This is a genomic window from Roseateles terrae (assembly GCF_014192155.1).
GTDB lineage: Bacteria > Pseudomonadota > Gammaproteobacteria > Burkholderiales > Burkholderiaceae_C > Roseateles > Roseateles terrae.
The window spans coordinates 94839-112982 of sequence record NZ_JACHXO010000010.1; the positions used below are offsets into that span (position 1 = coordinate 94839).

Here is an 18144-nt window from a genome sequence, read left to right on the forward strand (position 1 = left end):
TCCCCATGTTCAGAGCCTCCGCCGCACCCTTTCTGCCGGGCGTCCCTCACCTCTACACCGCCGCGGCCTTTGATGCCCCGCCGCAGCTGCCTGCGCCCGACCTGCCGAGCGAATGGACGGCCTATCACTGCATAGATCCGATCCACGAGGGCAGCTTCGATGACTTCAAGGCCTCCGCGCTATTTGCCGCCACCCAGCAGCAGTTTCTCGACCGCTGCACCGAGTGTGAAGCCTTCGCCGACGCGCAGTTCTCGCCGGAAGATGCCCAGGCCATCCGGACCGGCTTTGCCGCCTTCCGCCGGAACCTGCTCAAGGACAACGGGGAGACCTTCTTCACCGGCAGCCTGACGAAGCTCTACAGCATTGGCAAACGGCATTTCGACCGCTTCTGCCTGCGGCTGCGCCAGAACGACCTGGACTTGCACCGCCGCAAGATGAAGCTGTATGAGCTGTCGCGCGACCTGCACAACTGCCGCTCCAGCGGCTCGGCCTTTGTTCACGCGGCGCTGGGGCTGGACTCGTCGCCCGGCGGCCTGCAGGGCGAATTCCATCACCTGCTGGTGGCCCGCATCGACGCTCTGCTCCGCGGCGTCGTTAACCAGCTGCCCGCCGGCGTGCCGCCCTACACCCCCAGTGCCCGCCTGCACGAGGATCACGTCCGCAGGATGGAAGTGCACATGGTCAACCGCCTGAAGCTGGAGCTGGGCCTGCCCGGAGCGGACGCCAGTGACCTCTTTGTCGGGGGCACGGGCCTGATCCAGCCCGGTCAGGTGGAGCAGTGCCGGACCCTGCTGCGGGATCAGCTGCGTCCGGTGCTGCTGGCCCAGGAACTGGCGCAGCGCTACATCATCCAGCTGCGCAGCGAATTGCCGCTCGCAGCGCAAGACCCCAAGACCGATCTGGCCGAGTACATGGAAGACCTCTACCAGGTCCATGAGCGCCTGGGGGCGACCTTTGGCGACGTGCCTCTGAATCATCTGCTTGAATGCGACCCGGATACGGGACAGACCCACTGGCTCAACGACCCGGCGCTGGTCGCCAACGACATGCTGGTCACACTGGCCCGGCAGAAGCTGATTGCCCCCCGCAGTCCGGCCTCTCTGCTGCACGATCATTCCGAGGGCTATCACTGGGACCTGATGCATGTGGACATGCGACTGTTTCTGGTGGACGAACGCCGCGAGCTGAAAGACCCGGAGAACCTGGTCCCGGTGCGGATCGGTCATGCGCTGGAGTGGGAGCGCCAGAATCCGGCACTGTCTCCGATCCCGATGCTCACCGAGACCCTGCTGGCGGCTCGGCGGCCGGACGACCTGATCCAGCTCCCTGGCGCCTGGCTGACGGACGAGGACCAGTGCACCGCACACTGCCGTGGACTGGGCGATGAAGGGGTGGTGCGCTGGCTCAGTGCCCAGTCCTCGCTGCCCGAGCGGCTGCGCAAGCTGCTGCTGCCCGCGCTCACCGGGCTGGGGATGCCGGAAGCGCTCCAGAAGGTCATGAAGCACCCGCCGCAGCTGCCCGCTGGCACGCTGTTTCTGGCGGCAGGCGGCCAGAACATCCTGCTTCGGACCATTGCGCAGGGCAATCACTACGTCAAGGCCGCCTGGTACGGGACGCTGGTCGAGGCGTTCCGCGACCTGCCACAGCGCACGGTGGGCGCCCTGTTCACCGCAGGCCGGTCGTGCCTGATCGGCAAAGCCATGATGACCGGGCTGCCGATGGATGTCTCCAGCCTCATGGCGCTGCTGCAGCAGGGCGTCCAGGCGGGCAAGGTCACCGCCGAGGTGCTGCCTTCCTCCCTCCACGTCAATCCGCAGGAGGTCATGCGGGCCGGTCGGCTCGAGGTGCTGCGGGAGTATGCGGACCGCCTGTGCGACATGTTCAGACAAGGGCAGTTGCCGCTGCATCTCCTGCTCTTCGGACTGGGGGGACAGTATTGGCAGCGCGGCTGCACCGGCGCACTGGAAGGCGGCCATGTGCCAGTGGTGACGTGGTTTCACGGCCTGGTGGCAGGCCTTCACCGGGCGGGGTGTCTGGTCGATGCCACTGCGGCGGCCTTGCTGAGCGCGGCGCCGGACCATGTGGACTCGGGGGGCATGCGGGCCATCTGCAACCGACATCCCGCGGCGCTGGCCGAGCACCTGCACCAGCTGCAGGAGGCAGTCGCGGCACGGCTCATTCCGGGCGACAGGCTGCCCGAGCTGCTCGCCTGCAGGGGCCGCGGTCCGCGATGGGGGCTCTGCCAGATGGTGATCCAGGATTCCGAGCACCCCTGCCTGCCGGTCTGGGCCGCGGCCGTGAGCCGGGCCCGCCACCGCAACCTCATCTCGCCGGCGGATGTGGCGGAACTGCTCCGCTCGTCCGATGAGCTGCATGAGGCACCGCTGCTGCATCACCTGCTCGTCCTGCCGAACGCTGGCCCGCGGCTGCAGGCCTGGCTGCGAGTACTGGCCACGCTGGAGCACGCCCACGGCCTCCAGATGGCCTTCCACCTGCTCGATGCCCGCCCCCTGCAGGGCCATGCGCCAAAGGACGGCACCCTGTTCCGGGCCATGGCCGAAGGCTGGATGGCGGGAGCGGTCAGCGCCCTGGTGGCACTGTATGGTCAGGCCCTGGAGCACAAGCTCATCACCCGTCCCGAGCTGAACCAGCTGCTGCAGTCTTCCAGCCACGCGACCGCGCCAGTGACCGCGCTGATGACGGCGGTTCAGGAACTGCGGCACGAACACGTTGCTGAGTTTCTGCAGGCACTGCTGTCGCTGGCAGAGAAGGGGCACCTGGACGCCGACGCCCTGCTCCACCTGCTGGAAGGCGGCTCACGGACGGACCGCACACCACTGAGCACCGCTCTGGCGCTGGAAATGACCGAGGTCGTGGAGAGCGTGCTGGACACCGCGCTGGCTGCCGCCGAGCGCGGCTACATCAGCGCCGAACAGTGGTGCCGTCTGCTGCGGCCGGCGCAGGACGGTGCCGTCTGGCAGGAGATCGCGCACTGCCGCGCGCCCGCACTGCGCGAGACGCTCGAGCGGGCCTTCACCCGCGCCTGCAACGGTGGCCTGCTGGACGGCCCGCTCGGGTTCCAGCTGGCGCAGGCCTGGCAGTCGCTGCGACCGCCGGCCCCGTCTGCGCAGGGACTGGTCACGACCCCGCTCGCCGAGGCGCCGTGAGCCGGGTGGCAGACCCTGGGCCCGAGGTCTGAACCCTTCGCTGCGGCGTCAAGGCTGCTTCAGCACATACGCCCGCACATAGTCGCCCGGCTTGGTGCCAGTGGAGCCATGCCCACCGGCAATCACCAGCAGCATCTGCCGCCCTTGCGCATCCTGGTAGCTCATCGGCGTGGCCTGACCCCCGGCGGGCAGACGGTCTTCCCACAGCTGGCGGCCATTGCGCACGTCATAGGCCCGCACGTAGTTGTCCATGCTGCCCGACAGGAAGGCCACGCCACCAGCCGTCATCAGCGGACCGCCCAGGCTCGGCACGCCCATGCGGATCGGCACCGGCACTGGCGACAGGTCCCGCACCGTGCCATTGCGATGTCGCCAGGCGACGGTGCCGGTGTTCAGGTCCACACCAGCCACCGTGCCCCACGGCGGCGCCTGGCAGGGCACGCCCAGCGGCGAGGTGAAGGGCTTCATGCGGGATGCAAACGGCGCGCCGTAGTTCTCATTGAGCGCGGGCAGGCTGCCGCTGGGCTTGCCTTCGTCCTGCACCAGCATCGTGGTGTCGTCCTTGCGCGGCACCAGCTGCGAGGTGAAGGCCAACACGGCTGGCGTGGTGAAGGCAATGCCGCGCACCGGATCCACCGCAATGCTGCCCCAGTTGAAGACGCCGAAGTTCCCGGGGTTGATGATGGAGCCCTGGGTGCTCGGCGGCGTGAAGCGGCCTTCATACCGCAGCGAATGGAAGGCGATGCGGCACCAGAGCTGGTCCAGCATGGTGGCGCCCCACATGTCTTTTTCGGTCAGCTTCGGAGGTTCGAAGGAGATGGCCGAGACGGGCTGGGTGGGCGCGGTGTGGTCGCCGGTGGCAGCGCCTTGCGGGGCGGCCACTTCACGCACCGGATGGATTGGCGCGCCGGTGCGGCGGTCCAGCACGAACAGCTCGCCCTGTTTGGTCGGCTGCACCAGGGCCGGCACCCGCTGGCCGTTGACCGTCAGCTCCACCAGCACCGGCTGGGATGGCACGTCGTAGTCCCACAGATCGTGATGCACCGTCTGGAAGACCCAGCGGACCTGACCGGTGTTGATGTCCAGCGCCACGACGGACGATGAATAACGCTCCACCGCTGCGGAGCGATTGCCGCCCCACTGGTCCGGCGGCTGGTTGCCCATCGGCAGGTAGACCAGACCCAGCTGCTCGTCGGCACTGGCGACCGACCAGCTGTTGGGGGAATTGGGGACGTACTTCTGACCGGCCGACAGCGGCGTGGTGACGTCCGGATTGCCGGAGTCCCAGTTCCACACCAGGGCACCGGTGCTGATGTCGTAGGCGCGGATGACGCCGGACTGTTCCTTGGTGGATGCGTTGTCCAGCACCGTGCCGCCCACGATCAGCAGCCGCTGGGTCACGACCACCGGCGAGGTGGAGTAGTAAGCCCCGGGGCGCGCATTGGGCATGCCGGCCCACAGGTCGATCGCGCCCCCCTTGCCGAAACTCTGACACACCTTGCCGGTGTCGGGATTGAGCGCAATGAGCCGCGCGTCCGCCGTCGGCATGAACAGCTTGGCGGGGCATTCCGCCGAGGCGGGAGCCGATGCCGCCGCGTCCGGCGGCGCCTGGTAGGACAGGCCGCGGCAGGTCAGATGCTGAAGCGCCAGCTGGCCCTGCACCTTCGGGTCGTAGCGCCACAGCTCTTTGCCGGTCGTGGCATCGAGCGCCAGCACCGACTGGTGCGGCGTGCACAGGAAGAGACGTTGACCGATCTTCAGCGGCGTCACTTCAAAGGTGGTTTCCTTCGGATCTCCCGGCTGGCCGCGCATGTCGCCGGTGCGAAACTCCCAGGCCATGCTGAGGTTGGAGACGTTCTGGGGGGTGATCTGGGTCAGCGGTGAATAACGCTGGCCGAAGCTGGTTCGACCATAGGCGTGCCATTCACCCGCTGGCACATTGTCCGAGGCGGCCGCAGTGGCGGCAGCCGGTGCGCCGGCGGTGTCGGGGATCTCCCCCTCCTGGGCGTGCAGGTCCCGCGTCCACGAGATGACGGCCACCACCACAAAAGCGAGCAGCACCAACATCAGCGCCTGGCTGGGACGGCTGCTCCAGCGCAGTCGGCGCGGATCGGTGTCCGGCACGGCGGGGTGCAGGCGCGGCAGCAGCGCCAGCATCAGCGCGCCGATGATCCACGGCACGTCCAGGCGTGCCGCCAGCGGCCACCAGTCGACGCCGACTTCCCACAGGCTCCAGATCAGGCTCGCCAGGAAGAACAGGGCGTAGAGGAAATAGGCTTCCCGCAGGCGCCCCCACATCAGCCCGCCGATCACGGCGAAGCTCAGGCCGGCGAGGGCGTAATACCAGCTGCCTCCGACCGAGGCGAGCCAGCCACCCGCCGCCAGGAGCACAAAGCCCAGCAGCAGCAGCACACCGCCAAAGAGGCGGGCCAGGAACGGGACGGGTGCAGAAACACGCGACAGGACGGCGGCCATGATGTGGCTTCCAGAAAAGGCAATGCCGCCGAATGGCAATATTCATTCCCCTCTGGCCCATTTCAGGACGGGCTGTCCCCCGCTTTCACCGGGCTTTGCACAGCTTTGCAAACCTCGTGCGCTGACGGTGGAGGAAGTGTGGACAGCCCCGGGCCGTGGGCCGGGCCGCGTCCACCTTACCCCCGCCAACTGTGGACAAGTCGTGGGAGAAGCTGAGGCCGGCTATGCCAAGCCGTTGATTTCACAGCGGAAACCTTCCGCTGCTCAAGAATGAGGCAATGGGAGATTCAGGCCGCGTGCAGGTGCCCGTCCTGCACCAGCAGGGTTTCAAGCGTTTGCTGGCGCAGACCGTAGAACTGCTTGATGGCCTGCAACTGCTCCACCAGTTCCGCCCGGCGCGCCGGGGACAGGCCTTGCGGACGTTTCACCGCCAGCACCATCTTGTTCTTGCTGGTGTGTTCCAGGGCGATGAACTCGATGACCTGGGTGTCGTACCCCATCAGCTCCAGTAGCAGGGCACGGACGGAGTCGGTCACCATCTCCGCTTCCTGGCCCAGATGAATGCCGTGCTGCAGCAGCGGCCGCAGGGCGGCGGGCGTGCGCATCTGGGGTCGGACTTCCTTGTGACAGCAGGGCGCGCACATGATGATCCGCGCCTCGCTGCGCAGGCCCACATGCATGGCGTAGTCGGTGGCGATGTCGCAGGCATGCAAGGCCACCATCACTTCCAGCCGCATGTCGTCGCGCTCGCGCACGTCGCCCTGCTCGAAGCGCAGGCCCTGCAGGCCGTGGCGCGCCACTGCATCGTTACCCACCCGCACCATGTCCGGCCGCAGCTCCACGCCCTGCACGTCGGGGGCAAGGCCCTGGCTGTGCAGGTAGTCGTGCATGGCGAAGGTCAGGTAGCCCTTGCCAGAGCCGAAGTCGGCCAGGCGCACGCGGGTGCCAGGTTCGGACAGTCCGGCGTGGCGGATCGCTGAACCGAAGATCTCGATGAACTTGTTGATCTGCTTCCACTTGCGCGCCATCGCCGGGACCAGGTCCACACGGCCCTTGACCTCGTGGGTCACGCCCAGTTCACGCCAGAAGGGACTGGCGAGGGACAGGGCGCGGGGCTTTTCGCGGTCATGACGGGACGGCAGAGACGGCGCCCCTTCATCGGCAGCGCCGGCGGGGGCCGTCGGTGCGCCATTGGCGGCGGGTACGGCAGTGGCGGCGGGTGCCACCGTGGCGCCCATGGCGCCCACAGCGCTTTGTCGCTCACTCGGCGCCTTCGCTGCGGGTGCACCGGTCGAAGACGCGACGCCGGACGCCAGACCCGCAGATGTAGCGGCAGTGCCAACAGCCGATGGTGCTGGTACTGCTGCTGCCGTCGGTGCTGGTGCAGAGGCTGGCGTCATTGCAGATGCCGGCGTCAGTGCAGATGCCGGCGCCGCTGCCTGCGCGGCGCCCGGCTTGCGCGCCACATGCAGCAGCGGCTTGCCCTTGCGGCTGAAGCGCAGTTGGACCTGCTGGGTCGTCGTGTCGAGGTTGGCCTGCGCAAAGACGCTGCCCATCAGCTGCTGGATCTCGGCCAGTCCTTCGTCCACGGCAAGGTTGCGGGTGATGTCCTTGGTCGCATGGCGCCAGAGGAAGCTCAGCGTGGGGGCGCCGCGCAACTCGATCAGGCGCACGGTCAGGCGCTCGATGTCCTGGTCGCCCTCATATTTGCTCAGCAGCAGCCGCTCCAGGCGACGCTCCACCACCGCCGTCTGCAGCAGACGCATGAAGCGCTCGCGCTCGTCGGGAGCCGGACGCGAATCGGACGGAGGAACAAGGAAGCTGAACATGGGCAACCACACTGGAAACAGCCCCGAATTGTCGCGGAATCCCGGCATACGGTCCGCGCGCACGGCGGGAGGCCCTGTCATCGACTGACGGAGCGGCTGCCGCAGGCGGACTACCCTTGCGGCACCAGCGCATGCCGCGCACGGGCCACCGCCTGCGCCGGATCCACCACGCCCAGCCGGTCGCACAGGGCGCGCATGCGGCGCTCATACGCATCTTCGCTCAGGCCCAGTTCATGCACCTGCCGCCGCGGCACCGGTTGCCCGAGGGTCCAGAACAGCAGTTCCGCCTCCGCCTGCGGCAGGTCCAGTGCCTTCGCCAGACGCGCCACCAGGGCCGCCTCATCGCCCTCATGCAGCACCAGCAGCCAATGGCCTGGACCGATCACTTCCGGATCTGCCGGCATCAGGTAGAAGCTCAGCCGCTGCCGCAGATGGCCCGCCCGGGGCGCAACCGTCAGCCCTGCCGGCACGGCGCCCGCCCGGCGGCGCAGCGCCTCGCGATGCAGCCAGGCCAGCACCTCGGGCGGCAGGCGGGCATGGTCCGCCCAGGGCGCCGGGAAGTACTGCAGCATCAGCGCCCGCGCCTGCGGGGTCTGCCAGCTGCAGTGGCCGTCTCGCTCGCGCACCGTCATGCTGGCCACCGGCCGCAGCGGCTCGGCGGCCACCGGCCGAGCGATCGGATGGATGCGCCGCTCAATCAGGGCGAGCAGGTCGCTCAGACGAACGGGCTTGAGCAGGCAGTCGGTTGCGCCTGCTTCCATCAGCGCCCCGCCCTGCTGAGCATCCTGCCGGCGGCTCAAGGTGATCACGGGCACGCCGGCGCCGGCGAGTTCCCGCAGCAGTGCCACCGCCTCGGCCCAGGGCAGGCCGGGCAGCTCCATGTCCATCAGGATCAGGCGTGGGCGATGCACTGCGTCCGGCTGGGCCGCGGAAGCGGGCGCGGCATCCTGCAGCACGCGGCGGGCGGATGCGGCATCACCGGCACGGATCAGCTCATAGCCGCTCTCCTCCAGCACCTCGGCCAGCGGCTGGACGGACAGCGCCTGGACGATCAGCAGCCGCACAAGGGCGGAGGACTTCTCTTGGGACATCAGATCAGGCATATCTCTTCACCATACAAATCCCATGCCCGCTTCACAAGCGCCTTTGTTGCCGGAAGCGCGGATCGGACCTGCATCGGTCAAGAATGAACGCTGCGAAGGGAGGCCAACGGCTGCCGATGCGGTGATGAGCGACGGACGGTGCAGGATGCCAGGGCGCTAGAAGCGGAAGACGCCGGGCAAACGGCCTTGGTGCATGTGCATGTGCATGTGCATGTGCATGTGCAGGTGCATGTGCATGTGCAGGTGCAGCTGCGCGGTGCAGGTGCCCGGTGCGGGTGCGCGGTGCGGTGCTGGGCCGGAACGCGGGGACGGGGTACCGGCCGCATTTCAGCGGCATCCTTCTCGGCCGGCGACGCTGTGGCAGGCGCGAAGCGCTCGGAGGCCTTGGCGGCGCCTGGTTGCGCGACATAATCATCCGCCATGGATGAACAGCCCGGTTCGAATGATCCCTCCATGCCGCCGGGCACTGCCTCGGGCGGTCTGTCCGCCCCCCCCTCGACGACCGGGGCTACCGCCGCATCGATGACCGGGACTGCGACCGCAACCGGCCTTGGAACCAGCCCAGGGACCCCGGCAGGCAGCCCCCCGGGGGCCGCCGCACCGGCCGCCCCCTGGGAAGGCCCCGCACCGGATGCCGTGGCCTGGTTGCTGGTCAACTGGCACAACAAACACCCACTGGCCCGCCGCATTGGTGTGCAGGACGTTCACACCGTCGGCGCCGTCGCCCTGCCCTTTCTCGCGCAGCCGCTGCCCAAGGAACCCAGCCTGGAGCCCACACCGGCGGCCGGGGGCGGCGAAGGCGCGGCGGATGCGCCCGGCGCCAAACCCAGGCGGCGCTGGCCCTGGCAACGCAAGCAGGCGGCCACCGGCGGCCCGCGCCGCGCCTGGAGCGATGTCTTCATCCCCGGCCTGAAGCCGGACGCCGTTGCCGCCATGGCCCTGGACCACGGCTTCACCACCGCGCCGGAGGAACTGCCGCTGCGCCGCGTGGAGATCAACAACCGTGAACTGGAATCGGGCGGCGCGACCCAAAGCGGTGCCTGGCCGATGGAGCTGGTGCTGCTGAGCGCCGCCATCGATGCCGGGCCCGCCCGCACACGCGTGCTGGTCGGCCGACGGGATCAGGTGCTGGGCAAGCGGGCGCTGGATCCGAAGCGGCTCGGCATCGTTGCGGGCGTGGCGGTGCTGCTGATGGCGCTGCTCACCTGGCTGCTGTGGCCCCATGCGCCCAAGGAATCCGGCGACGCGGCGGCCTCGGCCGCGGCAGCTGCGTCGGCGGCGTCCGCAGCGGCGGCGGCATCCGGACCGGCCAGCGGCACCATGATCGCGCCGTCGGCATCGGCAGCCTCCGGGTCTGCAAGCGAGCTTGAATCCGGAGAGTCGGCGGCGGTGCCGGCTGAAGCCGCATCAGGCAGTGGTGGCGCAACCGGAGCGACCGGTGCGACGGGTGCTGCAGCAACCACCGGCGCGGCCAGTGCGGCGGCCTTGAGCCCGGCGACGGGGGCCCTCGCGGCCTCGGGCGCGGCCGCAGAAGCGTCCGCACCGGCGGGCGTGGCTTCCGGCGCAACGGCTGCCAGCGGCGCCGTGCCTGCGCCCTTGGCCAAGCCGCGCAGCAATGGGGGGCGGCCTTCCCTGCAATCCGGTGTGGAGCGATTGAAGGAAGAGGAAGCACAGAAGGCGGGTGGCAAACCGGCAGACCCGTCCGCGCCGTCTTCGAAGACCGCACCAGGGGCGGCACCAGCGACAGCACCCGGGACGGCACCCGGGACCTCCCCTGGGACGCCTCCCGGCAAGCCCGGCTCGGCCAAAGAGAGCGGCAGCGCGGACAGTAGCGGCAAGGAAGGCGCCGCCACGGGCCCGGGATCAAGCGCCGACGCCAAATCCGGCGCGGCGGCCCGCCCGAAGGATGAAGCCGAACAGCGCCTGGCGGTGGATGACGCGGGCCTGAGCAAGCTGATCACCCCTGGCGCCCCCGGCGCGAAACTGGTGGCGCTGGTGGCCTTGCCGCAGAAAACCAGGCCGGAAGCGGAGGCCCAGCTGGCCCGCATGCAGGAGATGGTCGGCGAGACCCTGCGCGGTGGGTCTCAGAAGCTCAACGGGGCGGTCTTCCAGACCAAGGAAGGCTGGCGGGCCGCGGTCTGGCCCTTCAGCAGCCGTGAAGAAGCGCAGCTCATCAACGCCACGCTGCTGGCCCGCGGCTTGCGGGCCCGCGCGGTCGATTTCTAGACCCGGATTACGAGCGGTAGTCCGCGTTGATCGTCACGTAGTCGTGGCTGAAATCGCAGGTCCAGACGGTGGTGCTGGCAGTGCCGCGGTTCAGGCCCACGCGCACGGTGATCTCGCTTTGCTTCATCACCCGCTGACCGTCTTCCTCACGGTACTCCGGACGACGACCACCGCGAGTCACCACATGCACGTCGTCCAGGTGCAGCTCGATCAGGCTTTGGTCCAGATCGTCGATGCCGGCATAACCGACCGCCGCCAGGATGCGGCCCAGGTTGGGGTCGCTCGCGAAGAAAGCGGTCTTGACCAGCGGTGAGTGCGCAATCGCATAGGCGGCCTTGCGGCATTCCTCTTCGGTCTTGCCGCCCTCCACCACCACCGAAATGAACTTGGTCGCCCCCTCGCCGTCGCGCACGATCGCCTGCGCCAGCTGCTGCGACACCGCCACCACCGCATCGCGCAGCAAGCGGCCTTCCTCGCTGGTCAGCGAGGTGATGGGTGCATGGCCGGCCTTGTGCGTTGCGATCAACACGAAGGAATCGTTGGTCGAGGTGTCGCCATCGATGGTGATGCGGTTGAAGGACAGGTCCGCCGCTTCACGAACCAGCGGCTGCAGCAGTTCCGGCGCGATGACCGCATCCGTCGCCACAAATCCCAGCATCGTGGCCATGTTCGGACGGATCATGCCGGCGCCCTTGGAGATGCCCGACAGCGTCACCGTCTTGCCGCCGATCACGATGGTGCGCGAGCAAGCCTTTGGCAGTGTGTCGGTGGTCATGATGCCGGCGGCGGCTTCGCCCCACTGGTTCTCACCCAGCGCGGCGATGGCGGCAGGCAGGCCTGCCACGATGCGATCCACCGGCAGGGTTTCCATGATCACGCCGGTGGAGAACGGCAGCACCTGCTGCGGCGACAGCTGCATCAGGCCGGCAAGCGCTTCGCAGGTCTGACGGGCACGGGCCAGGCCGTCAGCGCCGGTGCCGGCGTTTGCATTGCCGGTGTTGATCACCAGCGCGCGGATGTCGCTGCGCTGCGCCAGATGCTCCTGGCAGACCTGCACCGGTGCCGCGCAGAAGCGGTTGCGGGTGAAAACGCCCGCCACGCTCGCTCCGGCGTCCAGCGCCACCACCGTCAGGTCACGCCGGTTGGCCTTGCGGACCCCGGCCATCGTGACACCCAGCCGCACGCCAGGCACGGGCAGCAGGGATTGGGGATCGGGAGCGGTGAGGTTGACAGGCATGGCGGTGCTGCTCTGAAAAGAGAAAAAGCGGCCCCTGGCAGGGACCGGACGATCTTGGCGCGCATTGTAGGAGCGCCCTCGTGAAGCGAGGGCGGCAATGTGCGCGCCTGCGCCGGCGGCGCGTGCCATGACAAAGGCCTCGCAGTGCGAGGCCTTGAAAGGACGCGGAGCGGCTGGGCCGCAATGCCGTGGGATCCCGGGGGATCAGACCCGGCGACGGCGACGGGCCACCAGGCCCACGGCACCCAGTCCCGCCAGCAGCAGCGCAGCGCTCGCCGGCTCCGGCACTGCAGACGTCAGGACGTTGAAGGTGCCGGTGTAGCTCGCGCCGATGCCGCTGCCCACCGGCAGCGAGCCGCCCGCGTAGCCTTCCACCGTCAGCGTCACAGCGCCGCTCAGGCCGGCCTGCGCCAGATACCCGAGGCTGCTGCGGGTGCCGTCGCCCTGCAGGTCGGTCTGGATGGAGACCGGCACGCCGTTGAGCAGCACTTTGGTGAAGGTGATGAACTGGTCATCGCTGGCGCCAATCGTGATCAGGCCGACTTCCACCAGCGATGGGCCAGTGAGGTTCAGATGGAAGGTGTCGGTGAAGCTGCCCACTTCAAAGTGCTCGACCGGCTCGGCGCCGGTGTAGCTGCTGCCGTCAGTGCCGGTGATCAGCGCCACGTCCACCGACTTGGCCGCGGCGGGGGCGACCATGCTCAGGGCCAGCAGGCCGGCGCCGGCAGCGGCGATCAGGGAAGCAGTGAATCGTGTCATGGTGGGCAGTGTTGGGGTAAGAGTCGGCGCGGGGCACGGCGCGCAGCAGCAAAGGCGGCTGCGGTGGGCGTTGTAGCGGCGGCGGATGCGTGTCTGAATTGAGCTTGGACCGAGGTCGGATCGAGGTGAGATCGAGAGCGGATCGAAGGCGGGCGGCGGGCCGTCGCAACGGCCTCAGGCCGCGCGACGCCGACGGGACACGCCAACGCCGATCAAGCCGGCCACCGCCAGCGTCAGACTGGCCGGTTCCGGGACCTGCGTCACATTGAAGGTGCCGGAGTAACTCGCGTTGATCGGGGAGCCCGCCGCCAGGCCCGCTCCGGCATAGCCGTGCACGGTCAGCACCAGCGGCGTGCTCAGCAGCGTGTTGATGAAGCTGCCAGTCTCCACGCCGTCCGGGTTGGCGCCCAGCAGGCTTCTGTTGAAGCTGTAGGCCACACCGTTGAGGGTGGCGGACACGAAATCGATGTCCACCGCCTGGGTCGATCCGAGCGTCGTCAGGCTCGCATTGATCCGGGCCCAGCCGTCCACGCCGGTCAAGGTGAAGGTGTCGATGAACTCGCCAGCGACGGTGTGCACCGACTTGAAGGTGCCAGTCTGCGTCGTCCCCGTCTTGCTGGCCTGCAGCGCCACGGACTGGTCCGCCAGCACCGGAGCGGCCTGCGTGGCAACGCTGGTGATCAAGAGGGCGGCGAAGCTCAGACGGTGAAGAAGAGTCATGGGATGAACATCCGGAACACCCGCAGGGGACGGGTCTTGAGCGCACTGTATCGACCGGCGTTCAATGAGGCCTCCCCGTCTTGCGGGGGCTGAGGTGCGGCACTGGATGCACGTGTGACAAAACGCACGCGCAAGGACGGCATCCGCGCCGACGCCCTCTGCGTTTGATGCCCTGGCTGTGCGGCGCCAACAACAACGGCACCAAAGACAACGGCACCAAAGACAACGGCGCCCAAAGGCGCCGTTTCAGGGGAGCAGCCGTGTCCAGGGGACCCGGTCTGCATCAGTGCATCAGTGCATCACTGCATCCGATCAGGCCAGCTTGCCGTGGCACGCCTTGAACTTCTTGCCGCTGCCGCAGGGGCACGGATCGTTGCGGCCCACATGGCCCCACTCGGCCGGCACGGCCGCCGGGCCCGACGGTTCGGCTTCCTGGGAAATCGAGCCGTCTTCGTTGGGGTGGGTGTAGGTGACGTTGCTGACGTTCTCGGCGCGCTGCTCGATGGCATCGGCCGCGGCACTGGCTTCGGCCTCGCTCTGGATGCGGACCTTCAGCAGCACGCGGGTGACGTCGGTCTTCACCACATCCAGCAGCTGGGAGAACAGCTCGAAGGCTTCGCGCTTGTATTCCTGCTTCGGGTTCTTCTGCGCATAACCACGCAGATGGATGCCCTGACGCAGGTAGTCGAGCGCGGCCAGATGTTCGCGCCAGTGCTGGTCGATGCTCTGCAGCAGCACCATGCGCATGAACGGCGTGAACTGCTCCAGGCCGACGCGGTCCAGCTTGTCCTGGAACGAGGCGTCGCCGGCTTCGATGACCTTCTTGAGGATGTCTTCGTCGGTCAGCGTCTCGCTCTTGTCCAGCAGCGCCACCAGGGGCACGTCCAGCAGCCAGTCTTCACGCAGCACGCGCTCCAGCGCCGGCAGGTCCCACTGCTCTTCCAGGCTCTCTTCCGGGACGAAGCCACGGACGATGTCGGTCAGCGTGCCGTGACGCAGATGGGCGATCTGGGCCAGCAGGTCTTCCGATTCCAGGATCTCGTTGCGCTGCTGGTAGATGACCTTGCGCTGATCGTTGGAGACGTCGTCGTATTCCAGCAGCTGCTTGCGGATGTCGAAGTTGCGGGCCTCGACCTTGCGCTGCGCGCTTTCGATGGAGCGGGTGACGATGCCGGCTTCGATCGCCTCACCTTCGGGCATCTTCAGACGGTCCATGATGGCCCGCACGCGGTCGCCCGCGAAGATGCGCATCAGCTGGTCGTCCAGCGACAGGTAAAAGCGCGAGGAACCCGGGTCACCCTGACGGCCGGAACGGCCGCGCAGCTGGTTGTCAATGCGGCGGCTTTCGTGGCGCTCGGTCGAGACGACGCGCAGACCACCGGCCGCCTTCACCTGCTCATGCAGCTGCTTCCACTCCTCCTTGAGGGTGGCGATGCGGGCGTGCTTGTCGGCTTCGGAGAGCGTCTCGTCGGCTTCCACCGCAGAGACTTCCTTCTCGATGCTGCCGCCCAGCACGATGTCGGTACCGCGGCCCGCCATGTTGGTGGCGATGGTGATCACGCCCGGCCGGCCGGCCTGGGCAATGATGTCCGCTTCACGGGCGTGCTGCTTGGCGTTCAGCACCTGGTGCGGCAGGCCGACCGCATTGAGCATGTCGGCAATCTTCTCGGAGTTGGCCACCGACGTGGTGCCCACCAGCACCGGCTGTCCGCGCTTGTGGCAGTCGCGGATGTCCTCGATGACGGCGTTGTACTTCTCGTTGTCGGTCTTGTAGACCAGGTCCAGCTCGTCGCGGCGCACCGTCGGACGGTTGGGCGGGATCACCACGGTTTCCAGACCGTAGATTTCCTGGAATTCGTAGGCTTCCGTGTCGGCTGTACCGGTCATGCCGCCCAGCTTGCCGTACATGCGGAAGTAGTTCTGGAAGGTGACCGACGCCAGCGTCTGGTTCTCGGCCTGGATCTGCACGCCTTCCTTGGCTTCCACGGCCTGGTGCAGACCATCGCTCCAGCGGCGGCCGGTCATCAGGCGGCCGGTGAATTCGTCCACGATGATGACTTCACCGTTCTGCACCACATAGTGCTGGTCGCGGTGATAGATGTGGTGGGCCCGCAGCGATGCATACAGGTGATGCATCAGCGTGATGTTGGCGGCGTCATACAAGCTGGCGCCTTCGGCCAGCAGACCGGCTTGGCCCAGCAGACGCTCGGCATTTTCGTGACCGTCTTCGGTCAGGTAGATCTGGTGGGACTTCTCGTCCACCGTGAAGTCGCCCGGGTCGATGACGCCCTCGCCGGTGCGCGGGTCCATCTCGCCAATCTGACGCTTGAGCTTGGGGGCCACCTGGTTGATGGCGTGGTACATCGCCGTGTGATCTTCGGCCTGGCCGGAGATGATCAGCGGCGTGCGGGCCTCGTCGATCAGGATCGAGTCCACCTCGTCGATGATGGCGTAGTGCAGGCCGCGCTGAACGCGGTCCTGCAGCTCGTAGACCATGTTGTCGCGCAGATGGTCGAAGCCGTATTCGTTGTTGGTGCCGTAGGTGATGTCGGCGGCGTAGGCGGCCTGCTTTTGCTCCCGGGGGGCATGCGGCAGGTTGATGCCGACGCTCAGGCCCAGGAAGGTGTACAGGCGCCCCATCCACTCCGCGTCACGACGGGCGAGGTAATCGTTCACCGTCACCACATGCACGCCCTTGCCAGCCAGTGCATTGAGGTAGACGGGCAGCGTCGCCATCAGCGTCTTGCCTTCACCGGTGCGCATTTCGGCGATCTTGCCGGCGTTGAGCACCATGCCGCCAATCAGCTGCACATCGAAGTGACGCATCTTCAGGACGCGCTTGCTGCCCTCCCGGCACACGGCGAAGGCTTCGGGCAGCAGGTCGTCGACCAATGCGCCGTCAGCGATCCGCTTCTTGAACTCTTCGGTCTTCCCGCGCAATTGCTCGTCGCTCAGACCTTCGTACTGGGGCTCCAGCGCGTTGATCTGCTGGACGACCTTGCGATAGGTCTTGAGCAGCCGCTCATTGCGGCTGCCAAAAATCTGGGTCAAAAGCTTGGGCAACATGAAGCTGGTGGTGTTCTTGTCGTGGATACACGGGATGCCGTCAGGTGAGGGTCCGGCGGGGCTTTGCAAGCCCTGTCGTCAACGGGCGTCAACGATCGGGGGCAAACCCTCACTGGTCTCCTCGCCTGGACAGCGGCAGCAGGGCACACGCCCAGCAGCATCCACGCGTAGAAAAACCGGCGGAGTTTAGCACCCGGGGCTCCTGGCATCCCTCGGCCCTGGCGCGCCCGGGCGGAGCACTCCCGTACACTTCGGGGCATGACGACGCGTTACCTGCCGCCCCGCACACGACCGGAGGCGCCGGATCCCATGGATTTCGGCCAGGCCTTGTCGCGTCACGGCACGCTGGCCCAGCTGGGGCAGCGTCTCCAGGCGTCACAGCATCATCTGGCGGTCATCAGCGTGGCGCTGCCGGGACCGATGCGGCAGTTCGTTCAGGCCGGAACGCTGGATGAAAACGGCTGGACCGTCGTGGCACACAACGCAGCGATTGCTACAAAGCTGAGACATATGCAGCCGGTTCTGCTGCGTTTGTTGCAGGAGCAGGGACTGCTGCAGCAGGGCGAACTGCGGATCAAGGTACGTCAATCCTGACGGAGCCGCGGTCGTCGGCCCCGATCGCCCATCATCGGACGATCAGCGATCAGCGATCAGCGATCAGCGATCAGCGATCAGCGATCAGCGATCAGCGATCAGCGATCAGCGATCAGCAACTAGCGGCTGGCAATCATCAGTCGCCCAATATGGATTGCCGACGCTCCCTCACCGATAGGCGTAGAACAGCGCCGCGAAGAAGTGGCAGACACTGCCGCCCAGCACAAACAGGTGCCAGACGAAGTGGGCGTAGCGCAGCTTGTTGTCGAACAGGAAGACTATGGCGCCCAGCGTATAGCTCAGGCCGCCAGCCACCAGCAGGGCGAGACCTGGGCCTGCGGTGCGCTCGATCAATGGGCCGAGGGCGAACACCACCACCCAGCCCATGGCCAGGTACAGCGCGGTGGACACCAACGGGTGGCGCAGCCGGTTGAGCAACTTGATGGTGACGCCAAACGCGGCGGCGGCCCAGACGGCAATCAGCAGTGTGACGCCGGGGCCCTGATGCAGCACGCCGAGGGTGAACGGGGTGTAGCTTCCGGCGATGAAGACGTAGATGGCGGCGTGGTCCAGACGCATGAGCCACGCCTTGATGCGCCCCTGCGCCAGCGAGGCCGGCAGCGCGTGATAGAGCGTCGAGATGCCGTAGAGCAGGATGCCGGTGCAGGCAAACACCGCGGCTGCGACCACATCCGCCGTGCCGCCATGGTTCAGGGCGCGGTTGACCAGGATGGGCAAGGCAGCGATGGCCAGCAGCGCGCCCAGCCCGTGGCTGATGGCATTGGCGATTTCTTCGCCCAGCGTCTGGGGGCGGTCGGCAGGGAGCGTCGCGGGAGAGGACATGAGGGCGGGCGTGGCTGCGGTGGATCGGTGATGCGTGCGGACGGGACGGCCGCGCATGGACAGGGCAAGGATGCCACCGATTCTCAGCGAGTGCAGAGGGTCAGGCATTGACGAGGGGCAAAGCA

At 67.6% G+C, this 18144-nt stretch carries 11 protein-coding genes; 3 read left to right on the plus strand and 8 right to left on the minus strand.

Features of this window, described 5'->3' with window-relative positions; genetic code table 11:
* Nucleotides 1–5 precede the first annotated feature (5 nt).
* On the plus strand, nt 6–3167 hold the full coding sequence (locus FHS28_RS22220; protein ID WP_088454031.1) for a hypothetical protein: 3162 nt from the start codon (nt 6–8) through the stop codon (nt 3165–3167).
* A 48-nt stretch (nt 3168–3215) separates the two neighbouring features.
* Here the strand turns inward: FHS28_RS22220 and FHS28_RS22225 are convergent, their stop codons facing one another.
* The 3 genes from FHS28_RS22225 to FHS28_RS22235 all read right to left on the minus strand — a co-directional run bounded on the left by FHS28_RS22225 (nt 3216) and on the right by FHS28_RS22235 (nt 8574).
* On the minus strand, nt 3216–5642 hold the full coding sequence (locus FHS28_RS22225; protein WP_088454032.1) for a membrane-bound PQQ-dependent dehydrogenase, glucose/quinate/shikimate family: 2427 nt from the start codon (nt 5640–5642) through the stop codon (nt 3216–3218).
* 287 nt (nt 5643–5929) lie between these two features.
* Entirely contained in the window at nt 5930–7471 is a 1542-nt protein-coding gene (locus FHS28_RS22230) for a class I SAM-dependent methyltransferase (RefSeq protein ID WP_246410468.1), read from the minus strand.
* Nucleotides 7472–7581: 110 nt separating this feature from the next.
* Nucleotides 7582–8574, minus strand: coding sequence for a response regulator (locus tag FHS28_RS22235; RefSeq protein WP_088454033.1), 993 nt, complete (start codon nt 8572–8574; stop codon nt 7582–7584).
* 420 nt (nt 8575–8994) lie between these two features.
* Here FHS28_RS22235 and FHS28_RS22240 point away from each other — a divergent pair, with 420 nt between their 5' ends.
* On the plus strand, nt 8995–10800 hold the full coding sequence (locus FHS28_RS22240) for a hypothetical protein (RefSeq protein ID WP_221194187.1): 1806 nt from the start codon (nt 8995–8997) through the stop codon (nt 10798–10800).
* Nucleotides 10801–10807: 7 nt separating this feature from the next.
* Here FHS28_RS22240 and argJ read toward each other — a convergent pair whose 3' ends face one another.
* The 4 genes from argJ to secA form a co-directional block, all read right to left on the minus strand.
* Nucleotides 10808–12037 (minus strand): bifunctional glutamate N-acetyltransferase/amino-acid acetyltransferase ArgJ, encoded by a 1230-nt coding sequence (gene argJ / locus FHS28_RS22245; protein ID WP_088454155.1) that lies wholly within the window; start codon nt 12035–12037, stop codon nt 10808–10810.
* A gap of 204 nt (nt 12038–12241) precedes the next feature.
* Complete coding sequence (locus tag FHS28_RS22250; RefSeq protein WP_088454035.1) at nt 12242–12796, minus strand: FxDxF family PEP-CTERM protein; 555 nt, start codon at nt 12794–12796, stop codon at nt 12242–12244.
* 174 nt (nt 12797–12970) lie between these two features.
* Nucleotides 12971–13516 carry an FxDxF family PEP-CTERM protein gene (locus FHS28_RS22255; protein ID WP_088454036.1) on the minus strand — a complete coding sequence of 182 codons (546 nt, stop codon included), beginning with the start codon at nt 13514–13516 and terminating at the stop codon, nt 12971–12973.
* A 312-nt stretch (nt 13517–13828) separates the two neighbouring features.
* Nucleotides 13829–16582, minus strand: coding sequence for a preprotein translocase subunit SecA (secA, locus tag FHS28_RS22260; RefSeq protein WP_088454037.1), 2754 nt, complete (start codon nt 16580–16582; stop codon nt 13829–13831).
* Nucleotides 16583–16840: 258 nt separating this feature from the next.
* On the opposite strand from secA, the gene FHS28_RS22265 reads away from it, so the two are divergent.
* Nucleotides 16841–17176 carry a DciA family protein gene (locus tag FHS28_RS22265; RefSeq protein ID WP_088454038.1) on the plus strand — a complete coding sequence of 112 codons (336 nt, stop codon included), beginning with the start codon at nt 16841–16843 and terminating at the stop codon, nt 17174–17176.
* A 168-nt stretch (nt 17177–17344) separates the two neighbouring features.
* Here FHS28_RS22265 and trhA read toward each other — a convergent pair whose 3' ends face one another.
* Nucleotides 17345–18019: a PAQR family membrane homeostasis protein TrhA gene (trhA, locus tag FHS28_RS22270; RefSeq protein WP_088454156.1), complete on the minus strand. Its 675-nt coding sequence runs from the start codon at nt 18017–18019 to the stop codon at nt 17345–17347.
* Nucleotides 18020–18144 lie beyond the last annotated feature (125 nt).

Excerpts from the sequence above, each read along its gene's own strand:
- FHS28_RS22235 (WP_088454033.1), bottom strand. The coding sequence starts at position 8,574 with ATGCCTGATCTGATGTCCCAAGAGAAGTCCTCCGCCCTTGTGCGGCTG.
- FHS28_RS22230 (WP_246410468.1), bottom strand. The coding sequence starts at position 7,471 with ATGTTCAGCTTCCTTGTTCCTCCGTCCGATTCGCGTCCGGCTCCCGAC.
- secA (WP_088454037.1), bottom strand. The coding sequence starts at position 16,582 with ATGTTGCCCAAGCTTTTGACCCAGATTTTTGGCAGCCGCAATGAGCGG.
- argJ (WP_088454155.1), bottom strand. The coding sequence starts at position 12,037 with ATGCCTGTCAACCTCACCGCTCCCGATCCCCAATCCCTGCTGCCCGTG.
- FHS28_RS22250 (WP_088454035.1), bottom strand. The coding sequence starts at position 12,796 with ATGACACGATTCACTGCTTCCCTGATCGCCGCTGCCGGCGCCGGCCTG.
- FHS28_RS22220 (WP_088454031.1), top strand. The coding sequence starts at position 6 with ATGTTCAGAGCCTCCGCCGCACCCTTTCTGCCGGGCGTCCCTCACCTC.
- FHS28_RS22225 (WP_088454032.1), bottom strand. The coding sequence starts at position 5,642 with ATGGCCGCCGTCCTGTCGCGTGTTTCTGCACCCGTCCCGTTCCTGGCC.
- trhA (WP_088454156.1), bottom strand. The coding sequence starts at position 18,019 with ATGTCCTCTCCCGCGACGCTCCCTGCCGACCGCCCCCAGACGCTGGGC.
- FHS28_RS22240 (WP_221194187.1), top strand. The coding sequence starts at position 8,995 with ATGGATGAACAGCCCGGTTCGAATGATCCCTCCATGCCGCCGGGCACT.
- FHS28_RS22255 (WP_088454036.1), bottom strand. The coding sequence starts at position 13,516 with ATGACTCTTCTTCACCGTCTGAGCTTCGCCGCCCTCTTGATCACCAGC.
- FHS28_RS22265 (WP_088454038.1), top strand. The coding sequence starts at position 16,841 with ATGACGACGCGTTACCTGCCGCCCCGCACACGACCGGAGGCGCCGGAT.